The sequence below is a fragment of the Gilvimarinus gilvus genome (assembly GCF_030518155.1).
Lineage (GTDB): Bacteria > Pseudomonadota > Gammaproteobacteria > Pseudomonadales > Cellvibrionaceae > Gilvimarinus > Gilvimarinus gilvus.
This window is the reverse complement of record NZ_JAULRU010000617.1, coordinates 283,637-304,900: the sequence shown is the minus strand read 5'-3', so window position 1 is coordinate 304,900 and position 21,264 is coordinate 283,637. Positions and strand designations below refer to the sequence as shown.

The following is a 21,264-nucleotide window of genomic DNA, read 5'->3' as shown; positions in this document are numbered from 1 at the left end:
CTTGCCTCGAGCTTGACTTGGGCATCCGATATCCAAAGTAACTCAACTGAACGCGTTGCAAGAAAAGTGCGGGTACGGAATTTTATTCGTACCCGCGCCCGCCTATTCAAATGTCGAGAATTGGTGCTTTAGATAATCTTGCTCCCCGTTGTCGATCACTAAGGTGCTCATTACCATACGGCTGCCCTTGCTCCACGTATTATGCTCGTGGTCATTGAGCGACACCATGATCTGATTGATACCTTCATCAAACAGTTCTGCCGGTAAATGTATGTGTTGTGAGTAAGCTCGATAAATTTTTTCACCATTGATGAAAATATGTGCGTGACCTTCCAAAATCAACCCCTGATTGTCACTCGCCAGCTCTGGCGGTTCCAGGTAAAAGTCTTTTGTTTGGATCGCCAAATTAAATCCCGACTTAGTGTCACGATGTAGGGCCAATGATAGAGAAGGCAGGGTACTGCCCTCCGGAATTTGACGCATTGCATGCTCGTGATCTGCCGGCATAGGGGTGCTGGCAAGTGCCGGCCCTACCAGGCAGACTAAGGCTAGCAAAAGAATGTGTCGGAATTTCATTATCTTGAGCCTCGTTGACAAGTGTAAATAGAACCACCCGGTGTTTCACCATAGAAGGTGGGGCCAACGTTGTAAGGGAAAATTGGAATGAGTGCGCCGTCAGTGCCTTCTTCTACAGTGGTGTGGTAATGGTAGCCGAGCCCGTCGTGATCATGACCGTTGTGCTCGTCCAGATATACGCCACCTTGTTGCGTCAGGCTGGCATCGTAGTAGTAATCCTCATAGTAGTAACCCGAGGCCACGATAAATTCGTTGCCAGAGTTGGAGGAGACTACCTGGTCGGTATCGGGCCCGTTACTGCTGAGGGGGGTTGTACCTTGTGCTGGGTCTAACTGATCGACCATTAAACAGCTGCGAGTACCGCTACCACAACCACCCTTGCTGATATCGTTATAGTCGCGTTTAACCCAGCCCGGCTTCGCCAGTTCGCCGGCGCCTTGATAGGGCCCGTAAATGGGATAGCCATCGGCAGCATATCCGTAGATGGGGGAGTGAGCTTTACCTTCATCAGAGAATAAATCAGCCAGGCAAGACGAGAACATATGGTGATGATAGTCGCCTTCGGTTTGAGCGTGGCCCGAACATATGTCTACGTCGTAAATTTCAAACTCCGGGGCGAGCTGATTCCAGGTTCCTTGCCCTTGGTAGCTGACCCCATCGGACCAGTTATAAACAGAGGTACCGTTTAACATTAAGCCAATTGAATTCAGGCCGGTATTACAGCTGTCGTCTGCGCTGGCCGGGCTCGGCTGTGCTGGAATGTTGGCCGAGCGCTGCTGATCAGATGGGCAGGCAGGGCCGGGAGGCCAATAACCAAGGTCACAACCTGGGCCGCTACGTGTGTCGTAGCCTAAATCATCACCGAAAGCGATCAAGTCACCGGCGCGTGCAGAGGTGGCGCCACCGATAAAGTCATCCGAAGCCTTGGGACGGCTGTTCAATGCGTCTACTTGCTCTTGCGTGATGACGAACAAGTAGTCTGGGATTCCTGAGGTCGAAATTTGTTTAAAGTTGGTTTGGTTAACCGTGACGTCACTGACGTCCGTTACGTTAACAATTGCATCAATGTTTTCGCCCATAGATGAGCTGGGGTTGAGAATCCACGTCGCTGTACTGGCGGTGACGATAAGTTCATCGTCATCGTCGTTATTGCCGGCATCACTGACCCGCACACGAATCGTGTAATCGCCATCCACATCCGGCGTGAATTCGGTGGTTGTACTGTTGGCGTTGGCGATACTCGCGTTGCTGCCAGAGGGTTGTTCGATAATGCTCCATTCGTAGCCGGTAATATCGCTGTCCGCGTCGGTACTGGCGCTGGCATCTAAGGTGACCGTTGAGCCGGTGGGAGTATTGACGTCATCTCCGGCATTGGCAACAGGGGGCTCACTGCTAACGGTCGCGGTAACTGCTAACGCGACTTGAGTATTCGCGACATTACCGCTCGTATCGCTTGCCGATATCGTGCAGGCAAAGGTCCCGGCCGCAGTTGCGGTAATAGCACCTTGTGCGTAGCTAATTCCAGCAGGGCAGCCTACATCGAAGGTAACGATGTTGCCATCCAGTAAATCGACCACAGCAATGGATAGTTCCCTACTGACATTCTGAGTCAGCGCAAGGGAGCCAGGAGCGCTGATGGAGGGCTCCGTGGTGTCGACTACCTGTATATTGGCGGTAGCGGTTAAGGGGTTCTGGTCGTTATCGACAGCGTTAGCGGTGCAAATAAAACTACCTAGCCCGCCGTTAGCAAGAACAGAGCCCTCTTCATGATACTCAATACCATCGTCGCAGCTAACACTTTCCAGTGTGCCGTTGGATACGCTGACCGCTAAGGCCGCCGGAGAGCCGTACTCTATCGTGACATTACTGGGGGAGAGTTCAATGGAGCCCGGCTCAGTCACTTGGGAGCTGCTGCTCGAACTACTTGAGCTAGAGCTACTTGAGCTAGAGTTGCTTGAGTTGTTAGATCCACCAGAATCGCCGCCAGAGCCTCCGCCCCCACATGCGCCAAGCGCCAAACAAAAAGAAACACATACTAAGGATTTTATTTTCATCGTCATCACACCTTACCAAGCCAACACGAAGGCGATATAGCAGATCAGGTTGCTGCTCTATGCCATGGATCTGAGATCAATAGCAGGCAGTGTGCCAGTAAGAAAAAAAGCTTTTAACTCATGGAGTTAAGATGTTTGTAGTCGATCTTTTTGTGGGGGTGTGTGTCGTATTGCTTATAGAGGGAAATGTATAAGCGAAGACTCTTATAGAGAGCTTTAGGTGTTCATGAGAGGGCAACTGATGTTTTTCTTTGCTAAACATCGGACTAGGAATTCACGACCTGTCGCATTGATGCTCAATGTAGGCTGTTTTCTTTTTGGGCGAATATAGGAAGGCAGTCTTGTGCCTTTAGGTTATCGAAAGCCTAAACGGGACGAGGGGATTGTAGGTGTCTTGCTCGTTTTCTATTTTCCGTCAACCGCATTCCGCCTTGATGTAACCCGTTACATTTTCCGGTAATTCCTGCTAAGCTACCCGGCATCGGCTACTCTATAAGCCGCAAACGAATAATCAGAACAGCCCGTCTTGTCAGGAGTTTTCATGTCAATTGTGCGTACACTTCTCGTCGCTGTTGCTCTAGCGGCCAGTTGCTCCAGCCTCGCTTTCGATAATTTCATCACCCGTGATGGTCACGAGCTCAAAGATGGCGATCAGGCTTTCCGCTTTGCCGGTATTCACGCGCCGGAGTTACACCGCATTGAAGACGATGCTCGCGGCGTTTGTGAGGCGGACCCGCGTGGATGGGGACAGTATTTTCGCTGGCCCACGGCGGATGAACAGGAAAACTGGATTAAGGCGCTGGTCAGAAGTGGCCACAAGGCAATGCGGGTGTATGTGTTGTCGGTGGCAACGCCGTGGGATGAAGCCTGCGGCCGCGAAACCCACATTTTACCCCCCACAGAAAAGGGCGGCATGCCGGTATTGAACGAGGCGGCAATGGTGCACTACGACCGTATGATTGCCTTGTCCGAAGAGCATGGGTTGCGTTTGATTCTGCCGTTTATTGATCACTGGAAGTGGTGGGGCGGGCGTGAGCAGTTGGCGGCGTTTTACGATGAAACGGCGGACGACTTTTACGACACCGAAAGTAAGACCTACGCGGCCTACTTGAATATTATTGAGCAGGTTATTAACCGCACCAATACCCTAACCGGGCGCGAGTACCGCGACGAAAAAGCCATTCTCGCCTGGGAAACTGGCAATGAATTGAAAGCCTCTACCGAACCTTTTGTGCGCAAAACCGCAGCGCACATTAAAGCGTTAGACACCAACCACCTGGTGGTTGACGGTACTTATCTTAAGATCAATAAATTCGCTTTGGATGATCCCAATGTCGATATTATTTCCAACCATTTTTACACCACCAATGACAACAATAACCCCGAGCAGGTGCGCAAGGATCTCGAGGCTATCGATGCGAAAAAAGTGTATTTAGTCGGTGAGTTTGGCCTGCGTGATGCTGCGGGGCTGGATGCGATTATGCAGGCGGCTGTGCACACTGAGCACAAAGGTGCGAAAGCGGCTGGCGCGTTTATTTGGGGGTTTCGTGGTCATCGTCATAACGGCGGCTTTTACTGGCATAAAGAATACACCGGTCATTACAGCTATCATATTCCAGGCTTTCCTGAAGCGGCTGACAATGAAGAAATTGCGGTGGTGAATTTAGTGCGTAAAGCGCAGGCGCAAATGAACGGGAAGAAGGCGGCCCAGCCTCTGCCTGCTCCGCAAGCGCCGATACTGCGCGCGATTGTCGATCCCCGTGAACGCATTAATTTTATGGGGGCACCGCTCGGACGCCTGTACCGTATTGAGCGCGCGCAAAGTGAAAGCGGCCCGTGGTTAATTGTTGCCGATAACGTGTCTGACGGGTTACAGGAGTATCGTCCGCTGGAGCAGGTCATTGCGCGCGATACCACGGCGATGGTGCCTGGGCGCCCTTATTTTTATCGGGTGATCGCGATCAACGAAAGTGGTGAGTCGCCCCCCTCGAACGTGCAACCTGTAGTGTTACCGTGAGCGCGTAAATCGCTAGCGACCTTTTCAATCAGGCTGGCATTCTCTAGACTGGGCTGCATTGATAATAATGCGGTGTGGGAGTGGGGAATGAAGTGGCAATTGTGGGCGCTAGCGCTATTGGCAGTATTGCAGTTGCCGGCCTGTTCCAGCACACCTTCTTATGGCTCGGCGCCTGAGTCGTTGGCCATTCGTATACTCCCTAACACCAGTAAGCAATTTACCTATCGGGTCGGGTTACCGCCAGAGCTGGAGGCCCGCATGGACCCGCGCGCTCGTCCCGGGCGACCACCGGGCAAGCGAGATTACCGCAAATTGCAGCGGCGCACCGCTTACGTAGTGGCGCAAACGGGCTATTGTCGCACCGGCTATTTTGAGTTGGATTTTCGCCTGAGTAACCAGGTGCAGTGGATTCGCGGCGAGTGTCGCGAAGGCGCCAACACCGAGGATATGACAGTCTTCGCAGACAAGCCCTCACTTTCACTGGATCAATTGGAAGATTAACCTAGCAAGGCTGTTGAAAGCCCCGCAGGGCGTGATCTGAAGCGCACATCTGCTGCGCCTTGCCTCTAGCAAAGGGAACCACCCTGTCCGTCGAGACAAGACACAACATCTGCACGCTTCGGGCTACGTTGAGTATGCATAGGGTTTTTCAACAGCCTGCTAGCCAAGGCCTTTCCCTTTCATCTCACTTTGCTTGGCAAATTTACAGCCTCAACACGCTATACTACGCGGCTCTAACCGGAGCACTTATCATGTCTTTAGCCACACTTTATCTCAATTCGCAAAAAGACCGACGTCTGAAACGCGGACACCTTTGGATTTACAGCAACGAAGTCGACACCAAGCGCTCGCCGCTTAAGGGCATTGAGCCGGGTACGCAAATGCGCGTGGTGAGTGCTCGCGATCAGTTTTTGGGTGTGGCTTTAGTGAGCCCAGCCAACTTAATTTGTGGACGCTTAATCAATCGGCAGGACGCCCCCTTCGGTGCCGAGCTTCTACGCCAGCGTTTGCAGGTGGCATTGGCATTGCGCGACGCCTCCTTCCCCGAGCCTTTTTACCGGCTGGTATACGGTGACAGTGATCTGTTGCCAGGCTTGGTGGTGGATCGCTTCGGTGATTACCTGGTGGTGCAAATTGCCTCTGTCGGCATGGAAAATATGCGCGCGCTGATTGTGGATGCGTTGGTCGAATTGCTCGCCCCGAAAGGTGTACTGCTCGCCAACGAGCACAGTGCCCGCGCCATGGAAGGGCTTCCGCTCTATACCGAAGTGGCCTATGGTGAAGTGCCCGATGAGGTCCCGCTGATTGAAAATGGCGCACACTTTTTGGCGCCGGTACGAAAAGGTCAGAAAACCGGTTGGTTTTACGATCACCGCATGGCGCGGGCTCAGCTACAGCAATGGGCTAAAGGTACGCGGGTGCTTGATGTGTTCTCCTATATTGGCGGCTGGGGTATCGAGGCCTTGGTGGCTGGTGCCGAGCAGTTGGTGTGTGTGGACGCTTCGCAAAATGCGGTCGATGCCGTGTATGCCAACGCCAGGCTAAACGGCGTGGAAGACCGGGTTGAGACCATAGCGGGGAAAGCCATAGACGTGCTTAAAAAGCTTATCGAAGAGAAGCGTGAGTTTGATGTCGTTGTGTTAGATCCGCCCGCGTTTATTAAGCGTCGCAAAGACCAGCAAGCCGGTGAGGCCGCCTACCGCCACATCAATGAGCTGGGCATGAAGTTGCTGGCCGATGGGGGCTTGTTGGTTTCTGCGTCCTGCTCCATGCACCTTGCCGAGCAGGCTCTGGTCGAGATCGTGCACGCCAGCGCCTGGAAGCGTGGTCTCGACGCCCGCATCGTTGAGCGCATGGGGCAGGGGCCGGATCACCCGGAGCACCCTGCCATTGTTGAAACCAGATATTTAAAAGCTATTTTTGCCCGGGTGTTTGCGCTTGCTCGCTAATCGTTTTTAATATCATGGTTAAATGCTGCTGCCGTTCGGCGGCAGCCACCTCCGCGTTGTTTTGCAGTGATTCCAGCTGCGCGTCGAGACTCAATAAATTCAGTTCGGGCAACAATCGATAGCCGTCATGTTCGTGCGCCAGAAAGCTCAGTAGAGACCCCACGGCGTCCGGCGAAACAATGCACGGCTGCTGGGTGAATTCACAGTGCTCGGGGTCGAGTATTGTCTGTAGGTTGGACGCCAGTGCATAGCGCCACAGCTCTAGCTGAGTGTGTGACGCAAGACGGTTGTATGTATGGGCGCTTGTGCTACCCGGGTGCCAGTGTTCGGGCAAACTTTCCAGAGCGTCGCAGGTGAGTCGCGAAGTCAGTTGTAATAATGTGCGACGACGGTTGTTGGGCTGTTCGCTGCTTTTGCTGTGCGAGCCTGCAACGTTTGCTTGTCGAAAATCGTCAACACTGCGTTCGCCGGTATCCCCAAATAGTAGAAATTCCAGAACGTGCAGCCCAACGGTGGCTTCATTGGCTGCGGTTAAACCGTGTTGGTTGAGCAGAGTATCGCGATTTAAAGGCAAACTTACATCGTAAACGATTCCACTGTAAGGGTAGTTCTGTACCCGGTCGAGAAAGCCGGGCGCAATCGGTTGCTGGGTGACGAGTGTTAGGTCTTGGGCCAGCTCCGCAAACAAACTGGGATTGGTCGCGGCGAGGCCGGTGACAGGGTTCGTTAAAAGTACGCGGGCGTGCAGTTGTTGCCATAGGTTTTGGGCTTGCTGCAATTGCGTTTGCGATGGTGCGTCCAGCAAATCTTCAATTTGTGTGTGAAGTTGCAGGCAGCTTTCACTCAGGTGGCCGGTGGTCTCGCCTGCGACCTGCCAGAGTAGGCGCGTTAGGCCGCTGAGTTGGATGTCGTCAGTCGGGGCGGCCGGTGTCTCAGGCGCTCGGGCTTCGGGTGCAGACACGACCGGAGGCTCATTGTTTTCGCAGCCAATAAGGCTTGCGAGTGCAAGACATATTAGCAAAAGCGAGCCCGGCCGGTTCATGCGGGCTCTCGCAGATCGAGTATAGGCCACTGTCTTGTTTGCGCTACTTCGGCCAGTGCCGTGTCAGGGTTGACGGCGACGGGGAAGCCCACCTCCTCGAGAAGCGGCAAGTCGTTGATTGAGTCACTGTAAAAGTGACTCTGCGCCAGGTCAAAATCATACTGCTCTAACCACTGGTGTAAATTCACCACTTTGCCATCGGCGTAGCACGGTGTGCCAATATAATCACCGGTATAACGTCCATCGGCTATCTCCGGGTCGGTGGCAAGAATATGATCCACGCCCAAAGCGCTGGCGATTGGGCGGGTAATAAAACCATTGGTGGCGGTAATAATCAGTAGGTAGTCGCCCTGCGCGCGATGTTTTTGCAGAAGGGCGCGGGCGGCAGGTAAGACGATGGGGTCAATGACGTCGCTGAGAAATTGCTGGTGCAGTTTCCCCCAGTCTTGTGGTGAGCGCTCGGGCAGCGGTGACAGCGCAAACTTTAAGTAGGCGTCAATATCCAGCTCGGCTCTTTTATAAGCTTCATAGAAGTCATCATTGCGGCGGCGGTATTGCGTTTCATCGACCAGGCCCTGGCCTATCAGAAACTCGCCCCACAGGTGATCGCTATCACCATTAATCAGTGTATTGTCTAAATCGAAGATGGCCAAAGCCACGGTTGTTTCTCCCGCAAGGTGGCAAAGCGCCTAGGATACCGAGTAAGCCAGCCTCCCGCCAGAACTCACTTTGTTGCATTAGCATTTGGTATTCCTTGTCAGTTTGTGTAACCTCGATTGAATAGACGTGATATTTTATGGAAAAATGCTCGCTAAACCCTTAATAGTAAAGTGATACTTCGGACTATTGAGCGATGGGCAAGCAGGGGTGCGATTTAACAGCCGCGGCGCCAAAAGGGCTGCCAAAGTAAGGCGCCCTGTATGCCTGCGAGCGAATAATAGGGTCCTGGTGAGAGGTTGGGTGGGTGCAGTAAGACCTCTCAGGTGCCAGACGACAGCAGATTTGGGAAGGTGAAGTGATAGATTCCGATGGGTTTCGCCCCAATGTAGGCATAATTCTAACAAATGACCGGGGTCAGGTTTTGTGGGCTCGCCGTGTCGGTGGGCAAGATGCCTGGCAGTTTCCCCAAGGTGGCATCAACCATCACGAGACACCAGAGCAAGCGCTGTTTCGCGAATTGGGCGAGGAGGTCGGGCTGACCGAACAAGACGTTGAAATTCTGGCTTGCACGCGAGGATGGCTGCGTTATCGCTTACCGCACCGCCTGGTTCGACACAACACTCAGCCGTTGTGTGTGGGGCAGAAGCAAAAGTGGTTTTTGCTGAAGCTGCGCGCTCAGGAGAATCAGATTACACTGGATAATGACGGCCACGCCGAGTTTGACGATTGGCGCTGGGTGTCTTATTGGTATCCACTGGGTAAAGTGGTTGCCTTTAAGCGTGATGTATACCGCAGAGCACTGAAAGAGCTGGCAGCCATGCACTGCCAGCTTGAGCGCAAAGGGGCGTGTTAACGAGGAGCGTGCGCAAGAGGCGCATGCAAGACAGGGGCAGTTAGCCCGCAGGAACCTGAGCCCATTGATGCTCGGGGCAGGAACAACTATTGAGTAAACCATAATGGCGACCATGCTTAACTCACTGCGCCGTATTGTTCAGGAAGTGAACACCGCCCGCGACCTGCATAAGGCGCTGGCCATTATTGTCGCACGCGTTAAGCAAGCCATGCAGACGCAGGTGTGTTCGGTTTACCTGCGCGACCATGTCGGTGACTATGTGCTGATGGCCACCGAAGGGCTGCAGGCTGAAGCTGTGGGTCAGGTTCGCCTCGCCCGGGGTGAAGGCTTGGTTGGCCGGGTCGTGGTTCGTGAAGAGCCGGTTAACCTCGAAGACGCCGAGTCTCACCCCAGTTATCAATACTTTCCCGAAACGGGCGAAGAGCGTTACAGCTCCTTCCTGGGCGTACCGATTATTCACCACCGTCAGGTGCTCGGTGTTCTTGTTGTCCAGCAGGTTGAGCGGCGCCGTTTTGATGAAGGTGACGAAGCATTTCTTGTCACCATGTCGGCCCAATTGGCTGGCGTTATTGCCCACGCTGAGGCAACCGGCACAATGGTCTCGGTCGGGCAGGCTCCGTCGCAGGCTAAATTTTCCGGTGTGTCCGGTGCGCCAGGCATTGCTATAGGCGAGGCGGTTGTCGTTGCACCGCTGGCCGATTTAAAGTCGGTGCCGTACCGCGAATGTGACGACGTCGATGCGGAGATTGATTTTTTTCAGCAGTGTTTAATGGCGGTGCGTGAGGACATCAAGGCGCTGGGCAAGCAGCTCGAAGAGCGTCTTAACCGCGAAGAGCGGGCGCTGTTCGATGCCTATTTGGCCATGCTTGATGACGCATCGCTGGGCGGCGAAGTGATTGCCAAAATTAAAGAGGGTACCTACGCGCCTTATGCCTGGAGCGAGGTTATTCTCGAGCACGAAAACACCTTTGCCAGTATGGCGGACGACTATCTGCGCGAGCGGGCGACCGATGTGCGCGATCTGGGGCGGCGCGTCCTAGCCTACCTGCAAGAGTCCAACCAGCAGTGCAAAATTTACCCGGATAAGACCATTTTAATCGGCGATGACCTAACCGCATCGATGCTGGGCGAGGTGCCGGCGGAGCGGTTGGCGGGTTTGGTTTCGGTGCAGGGCTCCAGTAACTCGCATGTCGCTATTTTGGCGCGCGCCATGGGTATCCCTACCATCATGGGCGCGCAGGATTTGCCCTACACCCGGATGGACGGCCGTCCGTTGATTGTCGATGGTTACAAGGGTGCCGTATACAGCAATCCTGGCCCGCAACTACTCAAGCATTATCAGGCTATTGCGCGCGAGGAAGACGAGCTGGTCAAAGGGTTGGAAGCGCTCAATGACTTACCCTGTGAGACCTTGGATAAATACCGCCTACCACTGTGGGTTAACACCGGCTTAATGGCCGATGTGCTGCGCTCGCTGGAGCGCGGTGCTGAAGGGGTTGGCCTTTACCGTACCGAGGTACCCTTCCTGCTGCGGGATCGCTTTCCGTCGGAAGAAGAGCAGCGCGGCATTTACCGTGAGCAATTAGAGGCTTTCGCCCCCCACACGGTCACTGTGCGCACCCTGGACATTGGTGGCGATAAAGCGCTGCCCTACTTCCCTATTGAGGAGGCCAACCCATTTTTGGGCTGGCGCGGTATTCGGGTGACGCTCGATCACCCGGAAATCTTTCTGGCGCAAATTCGCGCCATGATTAAGGCCAGTGTGGGCCTTGATAATTTGCGAATTTTACTGCCAATGATTTCCGGAATTACCGAGCTGGAGGAGGCCAAAGCGCTTATTTATCGGGCCTACCACGAACTGTTAGAAGAGGGCTTTGATGTTAAATTGCCCCCCATTGGCGTCATGATCGAGGTGCCGTCAGCGGTGTACTTGGCACGGGAGCTGGCCGCGCGAGTCGACTTTTTATCTGTGGGCAGCAATGACCTGACGCAGTACCTGTTGGCCGTTGATCGCAATAACGCCAGAGTGGCTGATTTGTACCAAGCATTTCACCCGGCGGTGCTGCGGGCGCTGCTTCAGGTCGTGCAGGATGGCCATGCGCAGGGCGTCAGCGTGAGTATTTGCGGTGAGCTGGCCGGTGACCCCGGGGCCGCGATTATTCTGATGGCGATGGGCTACGATGTCTTGTCGATGAACGCCTCTAACTTGCCTAAGGTGAAGTCGGTTATTCGCGCGATTAATCTGGAGCAGGCGGAAGCGTTGCTGGCGGATGTCATGCCCATGGCTGACGCCGAGCAAATTCGTGTTCGCGTTGATCAGACCTTGCGTGAGGCCGGTGTTAGCCGGGTTATCCGTCCGCTTGAAGAGGATGACCGCCGTCACACCGCCTAGCGCAGTGTGGCAGCTTGCTTCCCCCTGTCATAAGCGGGTGTTATGATTGCCGCACTTTTGGTCCGGCACTCATATAATTCTTAACTCTATGCTTACCCATCCCGATTTCGATCCCGTTGCCATTTCCATTGGCCCCCTGGATGTGCACTGGTACGGTATAACGTATTTGTTCGCCTTTGCATCGGCCTGGCTAATTGCCATGCACCGGGCGGCTCAGCCCGGCTCGCCAATCACCCGCCCGCAGGTGGAAAACCTGATTACCTACGGTGCTTTTGGTGTGGTTTTGGGGGGGCGCTTTGGCTATGTGGTGTTTTATAACTTCGATGCCTGGATGAATGACCCGCTGTGGTTGTTCCGCCTATGGGAGGGCGGTATGTCTTTCCATGGTGGCCTTGTTGGTGTGCTACTGGCTATGTTGTTCTACGCTCATCGCCTGCATATTCCCTATTTGCGCCTAACTGACTTTGTTGCGCCGATGGTGCCCCTCGGGTTGGCGTTCGGACGCCTGGGAAATTTTATTGGTCAGGAGCTTTGGGGGCGGGCGACGGATTTGCCCTGGGCTATGGTATTTCCCAAAGACCCGGAACAACTGGCACGTCACCCGTCTCAGCTCTATCAGATGGCGCTGGAAGGGGTTCTGCTTTTTATCATTGTTTTTCTTTTCTCGAAAAAGCCGCGACCGACGGGTGCCGTCAGTGGGGTCTTTCTCATCGGTTACGCGGTATTTCGTATGTTAGCGGAGTTTGCCCGCGAGCCCGATCAGCACATTCAATTTGATTTGTTTGGTTGGGTGACTCGCGGCCAGCTGCTATCGTTGCCGCTGTTGATACTCGGGATAGGACTTTTGCTGGTGGCCTACGGCAGCATCAACCTGGCGCAGCACCGTGCGGAGCGAGGAGAGAAATGAAACAGTATTTGGAATTGATGCGCGATGTCGTTGATAACGGCATTGAGCGGGGGGATCGGACCGGCACAGGTACGCGGTCGGTATTCGGCCGGCAGATGCGATTCGATTTGTCGGCGGGGTTTCCATTGGTGACAACCAAGACCGTGCATTTAAAAAGCGTTATTGTCGAGTTGTTGTGGTTTTTACAGGGGCGCACCGACGTGGCCTGGCTGCAAGAGCGCGGCTGTCGCATTTGGAATGAGTGGGCCACCGATGACGGAGATCTGGGGCCGGTGTACGGTAAGCAGTGGCGCAGTTGGGCTTGCCCGGGCGGTGCCACGATCGATCAAATTTCTCAGGTCATTGAGCAGATACGCACTAAACCTAACTCGCGCCGTTTGATTGTGAGTGCCTGGAATCCCGCTGACTTGCCCGACGAGGCCGAGTCGCCGCAGGCTAACGTGGCTGCGGGAAAAATGGCGTTGGCGGCGTGTCATACCCTGTTTCAATTTTACGTGGCCGGTGGTAAGTTGTCGTGTCAATTATATCAGCGCAGTGCCGACTTGTTTTTGGGGGTGCCTTTTAACATCGCCAGCTACGCGTTGTTGACTCATATGATCGCTCAGCAGTGCGACCTTGAGGTGGGGGATTTTGTTCACACCTTTGGTGACTGCCATTTGTACAACGATCACCTGACCGACGACATCGTTTACGAGCAATTGGCGCGCGAGCCGCGAACACTGCCTAAGCTGGTTATTGCCCGCAAGCCGGAGTCGATTTTTGATTACGAGCTTGAAGATTTTAGTTTCGATAGGTACGACCCTCATCCACGAATAAAAGCACCTATTTCTGTTTAGGTTTGGCCTTGGGATACGTTCAGTGAATATAGCTATGATTGTCGCCTGTGGCGACGCCAACGCCATCGGTAAGGGCAATGCAATGCCCTGGCATTTGCCGGCAGATTTACAGTTCTTTAAGCGCACGACACTCGGCAAACCTATTATCATGGGCCGCAAAACGTTCGAGTCAATCGGTAAGCCTTTGCCTGGGCGCCTAAATATTGTGATTTCCAGAAATCGCCAGTGGCAGGCGCCGACAGGGGTTGCCGTGGCCGGCAGTGTCGATGAGGCCATTGATGTGGCTCGTACCCGCGCGCCTGAGGGCACAGCGGAGGTGATGGTTGTGGGGGGCGAGCAAATTTACCGAGCGGCCCTGGCTCGCGCCGACCGTGTATATAAAACCGAAATTGATGTGACCGTGGAAGGCGCTGACGCGTTTTTTCCCGAGTTACCGAAGAGTGAGTGGCGGGAAGTATCTCGTCAGTCGGGTGAGGAGGATGCTCCTCTTTCTCACCGGTTTTTAGTACTGGAGCGTAACGTCAAGTCGGATATTTAAAACTTTAACGGCCGATTTTGGCATGTTTTATAGCCTTTTTTTGGTTATTTTTTGTCCGTGTGTTACCGGTGCCTTGTCTTGGTGCGGTAAAGTGTTACCAGTTTGATACCGATGTACACAGTAAAAAGGGCATTTGGATTAAGCATTGAATGTGGAGGAACCCTCTTATTACAATGCTGCGTTCTTAACGACCTCGTAAGAGGCTCAGTGGATATGCGTCTGTGACAGCAGTCTGTCGCAAAAACCTGATGAAGCACCCGAGTTGGGGGATATATGAAAAAGCAGCGAATGAAAGCCGTGGCTCTGTCCACAGTGCTTTCTGCCAGTGCGCTAATGGGTAGCGCTGTCATGGCAGATGAAACTCTGGATCAAGTACTCCAGACTAGCCAGGCCAAAACGACCTTGGCTCAGGACTCCCAAGTCCGTATCGATCGTCTTGCTCAGGAGACTGACGACCTGCTGGTTCAGTTCAAGCAAGTAAATAAGTCGATCGAAGATATGCGTCTTTACAACAGCCAGCTCGAGAAGCAAATTGCCGCTCAGCTGGCCGTTATCAAAGATTTGGATGAGTCGATCGACAACGTTACCGTTATCGAGCGTCGTATCCAGCCTCTGGTTATCCGTATGTTGGATGCGCTGGAGCAGTTTGTAGAACTGGATAAGCCTTTCAAGTTGGAAGAGCGTCTGGATCGCATCGCCATGTTGCGTGCTAACCAAGACCGCGCGGATATCTCTGTTGCAGAGAAGTTTCGTCAGGTTCTGGAAGCTTACCGTATTGAAAGTGAATACGGCCGTTTCATCGAAGCATACCGCGACACTTTGAACATCGACGGTCAGGATCGCGAAGTTAACATCTTGCGTATTGGTCGTGTTTCTTTGATGTATCAAACAACCGATACTGAGCAATCTGGTGCTTACGATCCTAATTTGGGTGAGTGGGTTGCACTGGATGACTCTTACCGCGGCCAGATCCTCAAAGGTCTGCGCATCGCTCGCAACCAGGCCGCTAAAGACATTATGTTTGTACCTGTCCAAGCACCGGAGGCAGCGCAATGAAAATGAAGTTTGCTAAAAGCTGCCTGGTAGCCATCGCTGCAGGCCTGTTTACTACCAACATCGCTATGGCTCAGAACGACGACAAGGCTGCGAGTCTTGACGAACTTTTGACTATGGTGAAAGAGTCCCGCGTCCAAGAGTCTGCTGAGCACAAAAAACGTGAGCAGCAGTTCCTGCGCGAGAAAAACAACCAGGCGGCACTGCTGAAGCAAGCCCAGAATACTCTGGCTGCGGAAGAGGCGCGCTCTACTCGCCTGGAAGAAACTTACGCCAAGCAAGAGTTGGACGTAGAAGCTAAAACCAAGCAGTTCAATGAGCGTTTGGGTTCGTTGAAAGAGTTGTTTGGTCACTTGACCTCAACGGCCGGTGACTTGCGCTCTAATTTGAGCTCGTCGCTGATCTCTGCTCAGTACCCCAATCGCGGTGATTTCTTGACCACCCTGATTGACAAAATGAACAGCAACACTCGTCTGCCTTCTATCGAAGAAATCGAGCGTCTCTGGTACGAGCAACAGCGTCAAATGGTAGAGAGCGGTCGCGTTGTTAAGTTCAACGGTACTGTTATTAAGCCAAACGGCGAGCAAGCTAGCCAAGAAGTTGTGCGTATTGGTTCTTACAACCTGGTTTCTGAAGGTAAGTACCTGAGCTACATTGCCGACGGTTACAAAATGGAAGAGCTGACCCGTCAGCCAGCCGGTAACTTCCTGAGCTCTGCGCAAGAGCTGCAAGGCGCTACGGGCGGTCTGGTTGGTGTGGGTCTTGACCCTACTGGTCCTACCGGTGGTTCACTGCTGACTGCACTGATCGACAGCCCAACCTGGGGTGAGCGTCTGTGGAGCCAAGGTGGTGAAGTCGGTTACGCGATTATGATCGTGGGTGCCTTTGGTCTGCTGATTGGTGTATGGCGCTTCTTGTACCTGTTCACTGTTAGCGCGAAAGTTAGCTCACAGCTGAAGTCTAAGAAAGCGAACACCAACAACCCACTGGGTCGCGTGCTGAAAGTAGCCGAAGATAACCCAACCGTTGATGGCGAAACCCTTGAGCTGAAACTCGAAGAGGCGGTACTGAAAGAGCGTCCTGCTATCGAGAGTGGCTTGGCAATTCTGAAAATTATTGCCGCGGTTGCACCTCTGATGGGGCTGTTGGGTACCGTAACCGGTATGATTCTGACCTTCCAGGCCATTACCATCTTCGGTGCCGGTGATCCGAAAAACATGGCCAGCGGTATTTCCTCTGCCTTGATCACCACCGTATGGGGTCTGTTGGTTGCGATTCCGACTGTATTGATTCACACCATAGTTAACGGTCGTGCCAAGCGTGTTCTGCATGTTCTTGAAGAGCAGGCCGCCGGTATCATTGCCGAAAACGCTGAGCGCAAGTAGGAGTTGAGTTATGGGTTTAATGGAAGCAATAGCCGCCATTAAAGCCTTTCTAGACCAGGGCGGCCCCATTTTGATCGGGATCGCCGCCCTAACCTTCGTAATGTGGACACTCGCTTTCGAGCGGGTGTGGTACTTCAAAGGTGGTTTGAAGGGCGATGTGCAAGCAGCCTTAGACGCTTGGGAAGCTCGTGCCGAGCGCAAGTCCTGGAATGCACACCAGATTCGTTATGCGCTGATCTCCCGGGTTGAGGAAAAGGTCAACACCAATATGGACATGATTGCCACTATGGTCAGTCTGTGTCCGCTCCTCGGTCTGTTGGGAACCGTTACCGGCATGATTGAAGTGTTCAATGTACTGTCTGTAACTGGTGGTGGTGATGCTAAAGAAATGGCCGGTGGTGTATCGAAAGCAACAATCCCGACAATGGCGGGTATGGTTGCAGCACTGTCAGGGCTTTTTGCCAACACCTATCTGACTCGCATAGCCAACCGTGAAAATCAGTTGCTTGCTGACCATCTAACGATGGATCACTGAGGCTGGCAGACACCAACCAGTTAAAAGAGAATTGCCATGAGCAGTAGAAACCAAGCCGAAGAAGATCAGGCTGGAGCCATTGACTTGACTCCGATGCTGGACGTGGTCTTCATCATGCTGATCTTCTTTATTGTGACTGCAACGTTCATTAAAGAGACCGGGGTGGAAGTCGAACGTCCCGATGCGACGACGTCTGAAGAGAAGAAAAACGCCAGCATTTTGATCGCGATCACTGGTGATGATGAGATCTGGATCGACAAGCAAGAAGTGGATCCGCGTGGGGTGCGGGCGCAAATTGAGCGTCTGCTTGCAGATAATCCAAACGGCACTGTTGTTATTCAGGCGGATACTGAGGCGAGTGTAAAACTGCTTGCTGAGGTGGCCGATACCGCTCGTCAGTTGAGTGTGAGTAACGTAGCCGTTTCAACTGTGAAGAACTAGGCCGCTATGAATTTTGGAAGAGTAATAATTTCGATTGCATTAGCGGTGGGCACGACGTTTGGCCTTCTATTTCTGATGCAGGCATTGATTAACACCGATCTGAAGGCCGACGATCAAGAAGAGACGGTTCGGATTGAAGATATTCATATGCCAGATACCACCATCGAAACTCGCTACGAAGCTGCAAAGCCGGACAAGCCGGAAACCCCGGATACTCCGCCGCCAGATATTCCTGAGCCTGATTTCGATACCCCTGAGATCAACCCGCAAGCCTTGAATATGGACGCCCCTAACCTGGGCTCCGATATCAATATCAGTACGTCTGGTTTGGGTGGTGATGGTGAATATCTGCCGATCGTAAAAGTGGCTCCACAGTACCCGCGTCGCGCAGCGCAGCGTGGTATTGAAGGCTTTGTAACCGTTGAATACACCGTGACAACAACCGGGGCGACCCGAGACGTTGAGGTGATTGAAGCGATTACAAAAGATGGCGACGAAACCTCCATCTTTAACCGAGCCGCGATTCGTGCCGCCGAGAAATTTAAATACAAGCCGCGGGTTATTGACGGTACTGCGATTGAAGTACCTGGCGTTCGCAACCGCTTTACCTTCGAGCTGCAACAGTAAAGGTGGTGAAAATGAAGAAGTTGAAGTCCGTAATTTCCAACACCTTGCGTAAATCGGTTGCTGTTTCAGTGATTGCTGCGGCGCCTATGGCGCTGCTTAGCTCAGCTGATGTGTATGCGTTAGATGTGGCGCCCGCGAAAGCGCAGGCGTTGCAGCCCGCCGAAAAGCGTCCAGATCCACGTCGTTTGCCGGGTTTGCCACAGTCTTTTATTAAAGATTATGGTGAAATTACCTCGACACTGGAGCCTACTGAGGAGCAAGTTGCAGAGGGTGCCAAACCAAATCCTGCCAAAGCCTTTGAAATGGCCAAGGATATGGAAGAGGACGTCGAGGATTTGAACCCGTATTCTAAGGCTATGCTGTATCAGGTGCTGGGTCAGATCTACTACGAGCGCGAAGATATGGCGAATACCATTCGCTACTTCGAAAAAGTGGTTGCGCAGAGCCCGAACTTACCGGCCGGTACTGAAGCTCAGTTCTACTACTTTTTGGGTCAGCTTTATGCCCAGGAAGAGAACGAAGCCAAAGCTGTAGAGTATTTGGAAAAGTGGTCGAAAATGGTGGCAATGATTTCTGCCAGCCAGTACGCGACGCTTGCGCAAATCTACTATGGTGCCGACCAGCAAGAAAAAGCACTGGCCAACATGCTGCAAGCTGTGAGCATGTTTGAAGCCGATGGCAAAATTCCTCGTGAGGATTGGCTGAGCTTTTTGCGCGCCATGTACTACTTTAAGGAAGATTATCGCTCTACTTTAAATGTAGTTAAAGCGATGGTACGTCATTACCCGAAGATGAGTTACTGGTCGCAGTTGTCTAGCTTGTATTATGAGCTCGGCGAAATGGAAAACTTTAGTCGCACTCAAGATTCCATGTACGTTATGGGCGGTCTGAAAAAAGAGACTGAACTGAAAGGTTTGGCCGGCTACTTTATTGAGAATGAAGCGCCTTACAAAGCCGCCAAAATTCTTGATAAAGCCATTAACCAAGACAAATTGGTTAAAGCTGATGCTACTAACCTGGAGCTGTTAGCGAATTCTTGGCGTCTGGCTCAGGAAACTGAGAAGGCTCTGGTCGAGATGAAACGCGCAGCCGCGAAATCAGACGATGGTGATCTGTCGTTTAATTTGGCTCGGTTGTTGTTCTCGCGCGACGATTTCAGTGGTGCTTCGTCAGCGGCAAAAAGCGCACTTAGGAAAGGCGGTTTAAGTCGCCCGGATCAGGTTCATATGACCATTGGTCAAACCGAGCTTGAGTTAGGCAATTTTGAAGCCGCGATTGAAGCCTTCAAAAAAGCCGCACGTGATAAGCGCAGCCGTCAGTTTGCCAATCAGTGGATCAAATTCACTGAGGGTGAGAAGAAGCGACAAGATGCACTGAAAGATGGCTAGTTTTTCATAGACCATCGCTAAAAAAACCGGCCGCTGGCCGGTTTTTTTATACCGCAAGATTACTGGATATAAAAAAGCCCGCGTATGCAGGCTTTAAGGCAGTGTTGCTTAATCGCGTTTCTAGTCGAGCTTGCTCAAATCACGAACCGCGCCTTTGTCGGCGCTGGTGGCGAGCATGGCGTAGGCTTTTAGCGAAGCACTGACTTTACGCGGGCGGGCTTCTACCGGTTTCCATGGGTTTTCACGCGCATCCATCTGTTCGCGGCGCTCGTGCAGTTCGCGCGCGGATAGCTTAACGTCGATGGTGCGGCTGGGAATATCGATACGAATGATATCGCCACTTTCTACCAGGCCAATAGCGCCTCCTGCGGCGGCTTCGGGGGAGGCATGGCCGATTGAAAGTCCTGAAGTGCCCCCGGAGAAGCGGCCGTCGGTTAGCAGTGCACAGGCTTTACCCATACCCTTAGATTTAAGATAACTGGTCGGGTAAAGCATTTCCTGCATACCCGGCCCACCGCGCGGTCCTTCGTAGCGAATAATCACTACGTCGCCTTCCTTGACCTTGCCTTCCAGTATATTTTCCACGGCAGCTTCCTGGCTTTCGACCACGTGTGCCGGGCCTTCGAATACCAGGATGGAGTCGTCCACACCCGCGGTTTTAACGACACAGCCGTCCTCGGCGATATTGCCGTAAAGTACTGCGAGCCCGCCCTCTGTAGAGAAAGCGTGATCAATATGACGAATGCAGCCCGTTTCGCGATCGCCATCCAAACTGGGCCAGCGCGCGGCCTGACTGAAGGCAACTTGGGTGGGGATGCCACCGGGTCCGGCTTTGAAAAAGTCCACCACTTCGGGGCTAGGGTCTCGCATAATGTCCCAGGTATCCAGCGCCTCTTTCATGGTGTCGCTGTGAACGGTGGGCACTGAAGTGTCGAGCACACCGGCCCGATCGAGTTCGCCGAGAATGCCCATAATGCCGCCGGCGCGGTGTACATCTTCAATGTGGTACTTCTGTGTATTGGGAGCCACTTTACAAAGCTGAGGTACTTCACGGGAAATGCGGTCGATGTCCGTCATTCCGAAATCCAGTTCGGCTTCTTGGGCGGCGGCCAATAAGTGCAAAATAGTATTGGTAGAGCCGCCCATTGCTATGTCCAGTGCCATGGCGTTACCGAAAGCTTTTTTGCTGCCAATGGCCCGCGGCAGCAAGTGTTCTTCGTCGTCTTCGTAGTAGCGTTTGGCGATTTCCACAATGCGGTGGCCGGCACGTTTAAACAGTTGCTCACGGTCAGCGTGGGTGGCGACGATGGTGCCGTTGCCTGGCAGGGAAAGCCCCAAGGCTTCGGTCAGGCAGTTCATGGAGTTGGCAGTGAACATGCCTGAGCAGCTGCCGCAGGTCGGGCACGCGCTGCGCTCTACTTCGGCAAGTGTTTCGTCGTCAACGCTGTCGTCGGCCGCCATTACCATGGCGTCAATCAAATCGAGGCCGTGATCGAGCAGCTTGGTTTTCCCGGCTTCCATCGGTCCGCCAGAGACAAAGATCGCGGGCACGTTGAGACGCATGGCGGCCATTAACATTCCCGGAGTGATTTTGTCGCAGTTGGATATACACACGAGCGCATCGGCGCAGTGGGCATTCACCATGTATTCTACGGAGTCGGCGATAATGTCGCGCGACGGCAGCGAGTACAGCATGCCGTCGTGGCCCATGGCAATGCCGTCATCAACGGCAATGGTATTGAATTCTTTGGCGACACCGCCGGCTTTTTCGATTTCACGCGCAACTAGCTGGCCCATGTCCTTGAGGTGCACATGCCCTGGCACAAACTGCGTAAAGGAGTTGGCGATCGCAATGATAGGCTTTTGAAAGTCATCGTCTTTCATGCCCGTGGCGCGCCACAGCGCGCGTGCACCTGCCATGTTGCGGCCGGCGGTAGTAGTTCTGGAGCGGTAGGTAGGCATAGTATCCCCGGATTTGCTAAAAAGCCCGTTGGGCTCATATCGATTAACC

At 53.2% G+C, this 21,264-nt stretch carries 20 protein-coding genes; 15 read left to right on the top strand and 5 right to left on the bottom strand.

Features of this window, described 5'->3' with window-relative positions:
• Positions 1–102: 102 nt before the first annotated feature.
• Both QWI17_RS16455 and QWI17_RS16450 read right to left on the bottom strand, forming a co-directional pair.
• Positions 103–576 carry a hypothetical protein gene (locus QWI17_RS16455; RefSeq protein ID WP_302723610.1) on the bottom strand — a complete coding sequence of 158 codons (474 nt, stop codon included), beginning with the start codon at positions 574–576 and terminating at the stop codon, positions 103–105.
• The gene (locus tag QWI17_RS16450) at positions 576–2,477 is read right to left on the bottom strand and encodes a YHYH protein (protein WP_302723609.1); all 1,902 of its coding nucleotides are present in this window, start codon (positions 2,475–2,477) and stop codon (positions 576–578) included. The genes QWI17_RS16455 and QWI17_RS16450 overlap by 1 nt, the downstream gene beginning before the upstream one ends.
• Between QWI17_RS16450 and QWI17_RS16445 the strand changes: the two genes are divergently transcribed.
• The 4 genes from QWI17_RS16445 to QWI17_RS16430 all read left to right on the top strand — a co-directional run bounded on the left by QWI17_RS16445 (position 2,458) and on the right by QWI17_RS16430 (position 6,596).
• A complete protein-coding gene (locus QWI17_RS16445) occupies positions 2,458–2,670 on the top strand; it encodes a hypothetical protein (protein ID WP_302723608.1) in 213 nt (70 codons plus the stop codon). The genes QWI17_RS16450 and QWI17_RS16445 overlap by 20 nt on opposite strands.
• 501 nt (positions 2,671–3,171) lie before the next feature.
• On the top strand, positions 3,172–4,647 hold the full coding sequence (locus QWI17_RS16440; protein WP_302723607.1) for a glycoside hydrolase 5 family protein: 1,476 nt from the start codon (positions 3,172–3,174) through the stop codon (positions 4,645–4,647).
• Between the two features lie 87 nt (positions 4,648–4,734).
• Entirely contained in the window at positions 4,735–5,148 is a 414-nt protein-coding gene (locus tag QWI17_RS16435) for a hypothetical protein (RefSeq protein ID WP_302723606.1), read from the top strand.
• Between the two features lie 251 nt (positions 5,149–5,399).
• Positions 5,400–6,596 (top strand): class I SAM-dependent rRNA methyltransferase, encoded by a 1,197-nt coding sequence (locus tag QWI17_RS16430; RefSeq protein WP_302723605.1) that lies wholly within the window; start codon positions 5,400–5,402, stop codon positions 6,594–6,596.
• On the opposite strand, the gene QWI17_RS16425 is transcribed toward QWI17_RS16430, so the two are convergent.
• On the bottom strand, positions 6,562–7,557 hold the full coding sequence (locus QWI17_RS16425) for an imelysin family protein (protein WP_302723604.1): 996 nt from the start codon (positions 7,555–7,557) through the stop codon (positions 6,562–6,564). The genes QWI17_RS16430 and QWI17_RS16425 overlap by 35 nt on opposite strands.
• 77 nt (positions 7,558–7,634) lie before the next feature.
• A complete protein-coding gene (locus QWI17_RS16420) occupies positions 7,635–8,297 on the bottom strand; it encodes a histidinol-phosphatase (RefSeq protein ID WP_302723603.1) in 663 nt (220 codons plus the stop codon).
• A gap of 356 nt (positions 8,298–8,653) precedes the next feature.
• On the opposite strand from QWI17_RS16420, the gene rppH reads away from it, so the two are divergent.
• The 11 genes from rppH (at position 8,654) to QWI17_RS16365 (ending at position 19,253) form a co-directional block, all read left to right on the top strand.
• Positions 8,654–9,151, top strand: coding sequence for an RNA pyrophosphohydrolase (gene rppH / locus QWI17_RS16415; protein ID WP_302723602.1), 498 nt, complete (start codon positions 8,654–8,656; stop codon positions 9,149–9,151).
• A 112-nt stretch (positions 9,152–9,263) separates the two neighbouring features.
• Entirely contained in the window at positions 9,264–11,543 is a 2,280-nt protein-coding gene (gene ptsP, locus QWI17_RS16410) for a phosphoenolpyruvate--protein phosphotransferase (RefSeq protein WP_302723625.1), read from the top strand.
• An 88-nt stretch (positions 11,544–11,631) separates the two neighbouring features.
• On the top strand, positions 11,632–12,450 hold the full coding sequence (gene lgt, locus QWI17_RS16405) for a prolipoprotein diacylglyceryl transferase (RefSeq protein ID WP_302723624.1): 819 nt from the start codon (positions 11,632–11,634) through the stop codon (positions 12,448–12,450).
• Entirely contained in the window at positions 12,447–13,286 is an 840-nt protein-coding gene (locus QWI17_RS16400) for a thymidylate synthase (RefSeq protein ID WP_302723601.1), read from the top strand. Before lgt ends, QWI17_RS16400 begins: the two co-directional genes overlap by 4 nt.
• A gap of 22 nt (positions 13,287–13,308) precedes the next feature.
• A complete protein-coding gene (locus tag QWI17_RS16395) occupies positions 13,309–13,824 on the top strand; it encodes a dihydrofolate reductase (RefSeq protein WP_302723600.1) in 516 nt (171 codons plus the stop codon).
• A gap of 273 nt (positions 13,825–14,097) precedes the next feature.
• Entirely contained in the window at positions 14,098–14,880 is a 783-nt protein-coding gene (locus QWI17_RS16390; RefSeq protein WP_302723599.1) for a DUF3450 domain-containing protein, read from the top strand.
• The gene (locus QWI17_RS16385; RefSeq protein ID WP_302723598.1) at positions 14,877–16,262 is read left to right on the top strand and encodes a MotA/TolQ/ExbB proton channel family protein; all 1,386 of its coding nucleotides are present in this window, start codon (positions 14,877–14,879) and stop codon (positions 16,260–16,262) included. Before QWI17_RS16390 ends, QWI17_RS16385 begins: the two co-directional genes overlap by 4 nt.
• A 10-nt stretch (positions 16,263–16,272) precedes the next feature.
• On the top strand, positions 16,273–16,797 hold the full coding sequence (locus QWI17_RS16380; RefSeq protein ID WP_302723597.1) for a MotA/TolQ/ExbB proton channel family protein: 525 nt from the start codon (positions 16,273–16,275) through the stop codon (positions 16,795–16,797).
• A 36-nt stretch (positions 16,798–16,833) separates the two neighbouring features.
• Complete coding sequence (locus QWI17_RS16375; protein ID WP_302723596.1) at positions 16,834–17,238, top strand: ExbD/TolR family protein; 405 nt, start codon at positions 16,834–16,836, stop codon at positions 17,236–17,238.
• Between the two features lie 6 nt (positions 17,239–17,244).
• Positions 17,245–17,865 (top strand): energy transducer TonB, encoded by a 621-nt coding sequence (locus tag QWI17_RS16370; protein ID WP_302723595.1) that lies wholly within the window; start codon positions 17,245–17,247, stop codon positions 17,863–17,865.
• A gap of 11 nt (positions 17,866–17,876) precedes the next feature.
• Positions 17,877–19,253: a tetratricopeptide repeat protein gene (locus tag QWI17_RS16365; RefSeq protein WP_302723594.1), complete on the top strand. Its 1,377-nt coding sequence runs from the start codon at positions 17,877–17,879 to the stop codon at positions 19,251–19,253.
• A gap of 120 nt (positions 19,254–19,373) precedes the next feature.
• Here the strand turns inward: QWI17_RS16365 and ilvD are convergent, their stop codons facing one another.
• Positions 19,374–21,215: a dihydroxy-acid dehydratase gene (ilvD, locus tag QWI17_RS16360; RefSeq protein WP_302723593.1), complete on the bottom strand. Its 1,842-nt coding sequence runs from the start codon at positions 21,213–21,215 to the stop codon at positions 19,374–19,376.
• Positions 21,216–21,264 lie beyond the last annotated feature (49 nt).

What these genes read in the sequence shown, in the direction of transcription:
- QWI17_RS16455 (WP_302723610.1), bottom strand. Translation starts at nt 576, where the DNA reads ATGAAATTCCGACACATTCTTTTGCTAGCCTTAGTCTGCCTGGTAGGG.
- QWI17_RS16445 (WP_302723608.1), top strand. Translation starts at nt 2,458, where the DNA reads ATGGAGCCCGGCTCAGTCACTTGGGAGCTGCTGCTCGAACTACTTGAG.
- QWI17_RS16440 (WP_302723607.1), top strand. Translation starts at nt 3,172, where the DNA reads ATGTCAATTGTGCGTACACTTCTCGTCGCTGTTGCTCTAGCGGCCAGT.
- QWI17_RS16435 (WP_302723606.1), top strand. Translation starts at nt 4,735, where the DNA reads ATGAAGTGGCAATTGTGGGCGCTAGCGCTATTGGCAGTATTGCAGTTG.
- QWI17_RS16430 (WP_302723605.1), top strand. Translation starts at nt 5,400, where the DNA reads ATGTCTTTAGCCACACTTTATCTCAATTCGCAAAAAGACCGACGTCTG.
- ptsP (WP_302723625.1), top strand. Translation starts at nt 9,264, where the DNA reads ATGCTTAACTCACTGCGCCGTATTGTTCAGGAAGTGAACACCGCCCGC.
- lgt (WP_302723624.1), top strand. Translation starts at nt 11,632, where the DNA reads ATGCTTACCCATCCCGATTTCGATCCCGTTGCCATTTCCATTGGCCCC.
- QWI17_RS16400 (WP_302723601.1), top strand. Translation starts at nt 12,447, where the DNA reads ATGAAACAGTATTTGGAATTGATGCGCGATGTCGTTGATAACGGCATT.
- QWI17_RS16390 (WP_302723599.1), top strand. Translation starts at nt 14,098, where the DNA reads ATGAAAAAGCAGCGAATGAAAGCCGTGGCTCTGTCCACAGTGCTTTCT.
- QWI17_RS16385 (WP_302723598.1), top strand. Translation starts at nt 14,877, where the DNA reads ATGAAAATGAAGTTTGCTAAAAGCTGCCTGGTAGCCATCGCTGCAGGC.
- QWI17_RS16380 (WP_302723597.1), top strand. Translation starts at nt 16,273, where the DNA reads ATGGGTTTAATGGAAGCAATAGCCGCCATTAAAGCCTTTCTAGACCAG.
- QWI17_RS16375 (WP_302723596.1), top strand. Translation starts at nt 16,834, where the DNA reads ATGAGCAGTAGAAACCAAGCCGAAGAAGATCAGGCTGGAGCCATTGAC.
- QWI17_RS16370 (WP_302723595.1), top strand. Translation starts at nt 17,245, where the DNA reads ATGAATTTTGGAAGAGTAATAATTTCGATTGCATTAGCGGTGGGCACG.
- QWI17_RS16365 (WP_302723594.1), top strand. Translation starts at nt 17,877, where the DNA reads ATGAAGAAGTTGAAGTCCGTAATTTCCAACACCTTGCGTAAATCGGTT.
- ilvD (WP_302723593.1), bottom strand. Translation starts at nt 21,215, where the DNA reads ATGCCTACCTACCGCTCCAGAACTACTACCGCCGGCCGCAACATGGCA.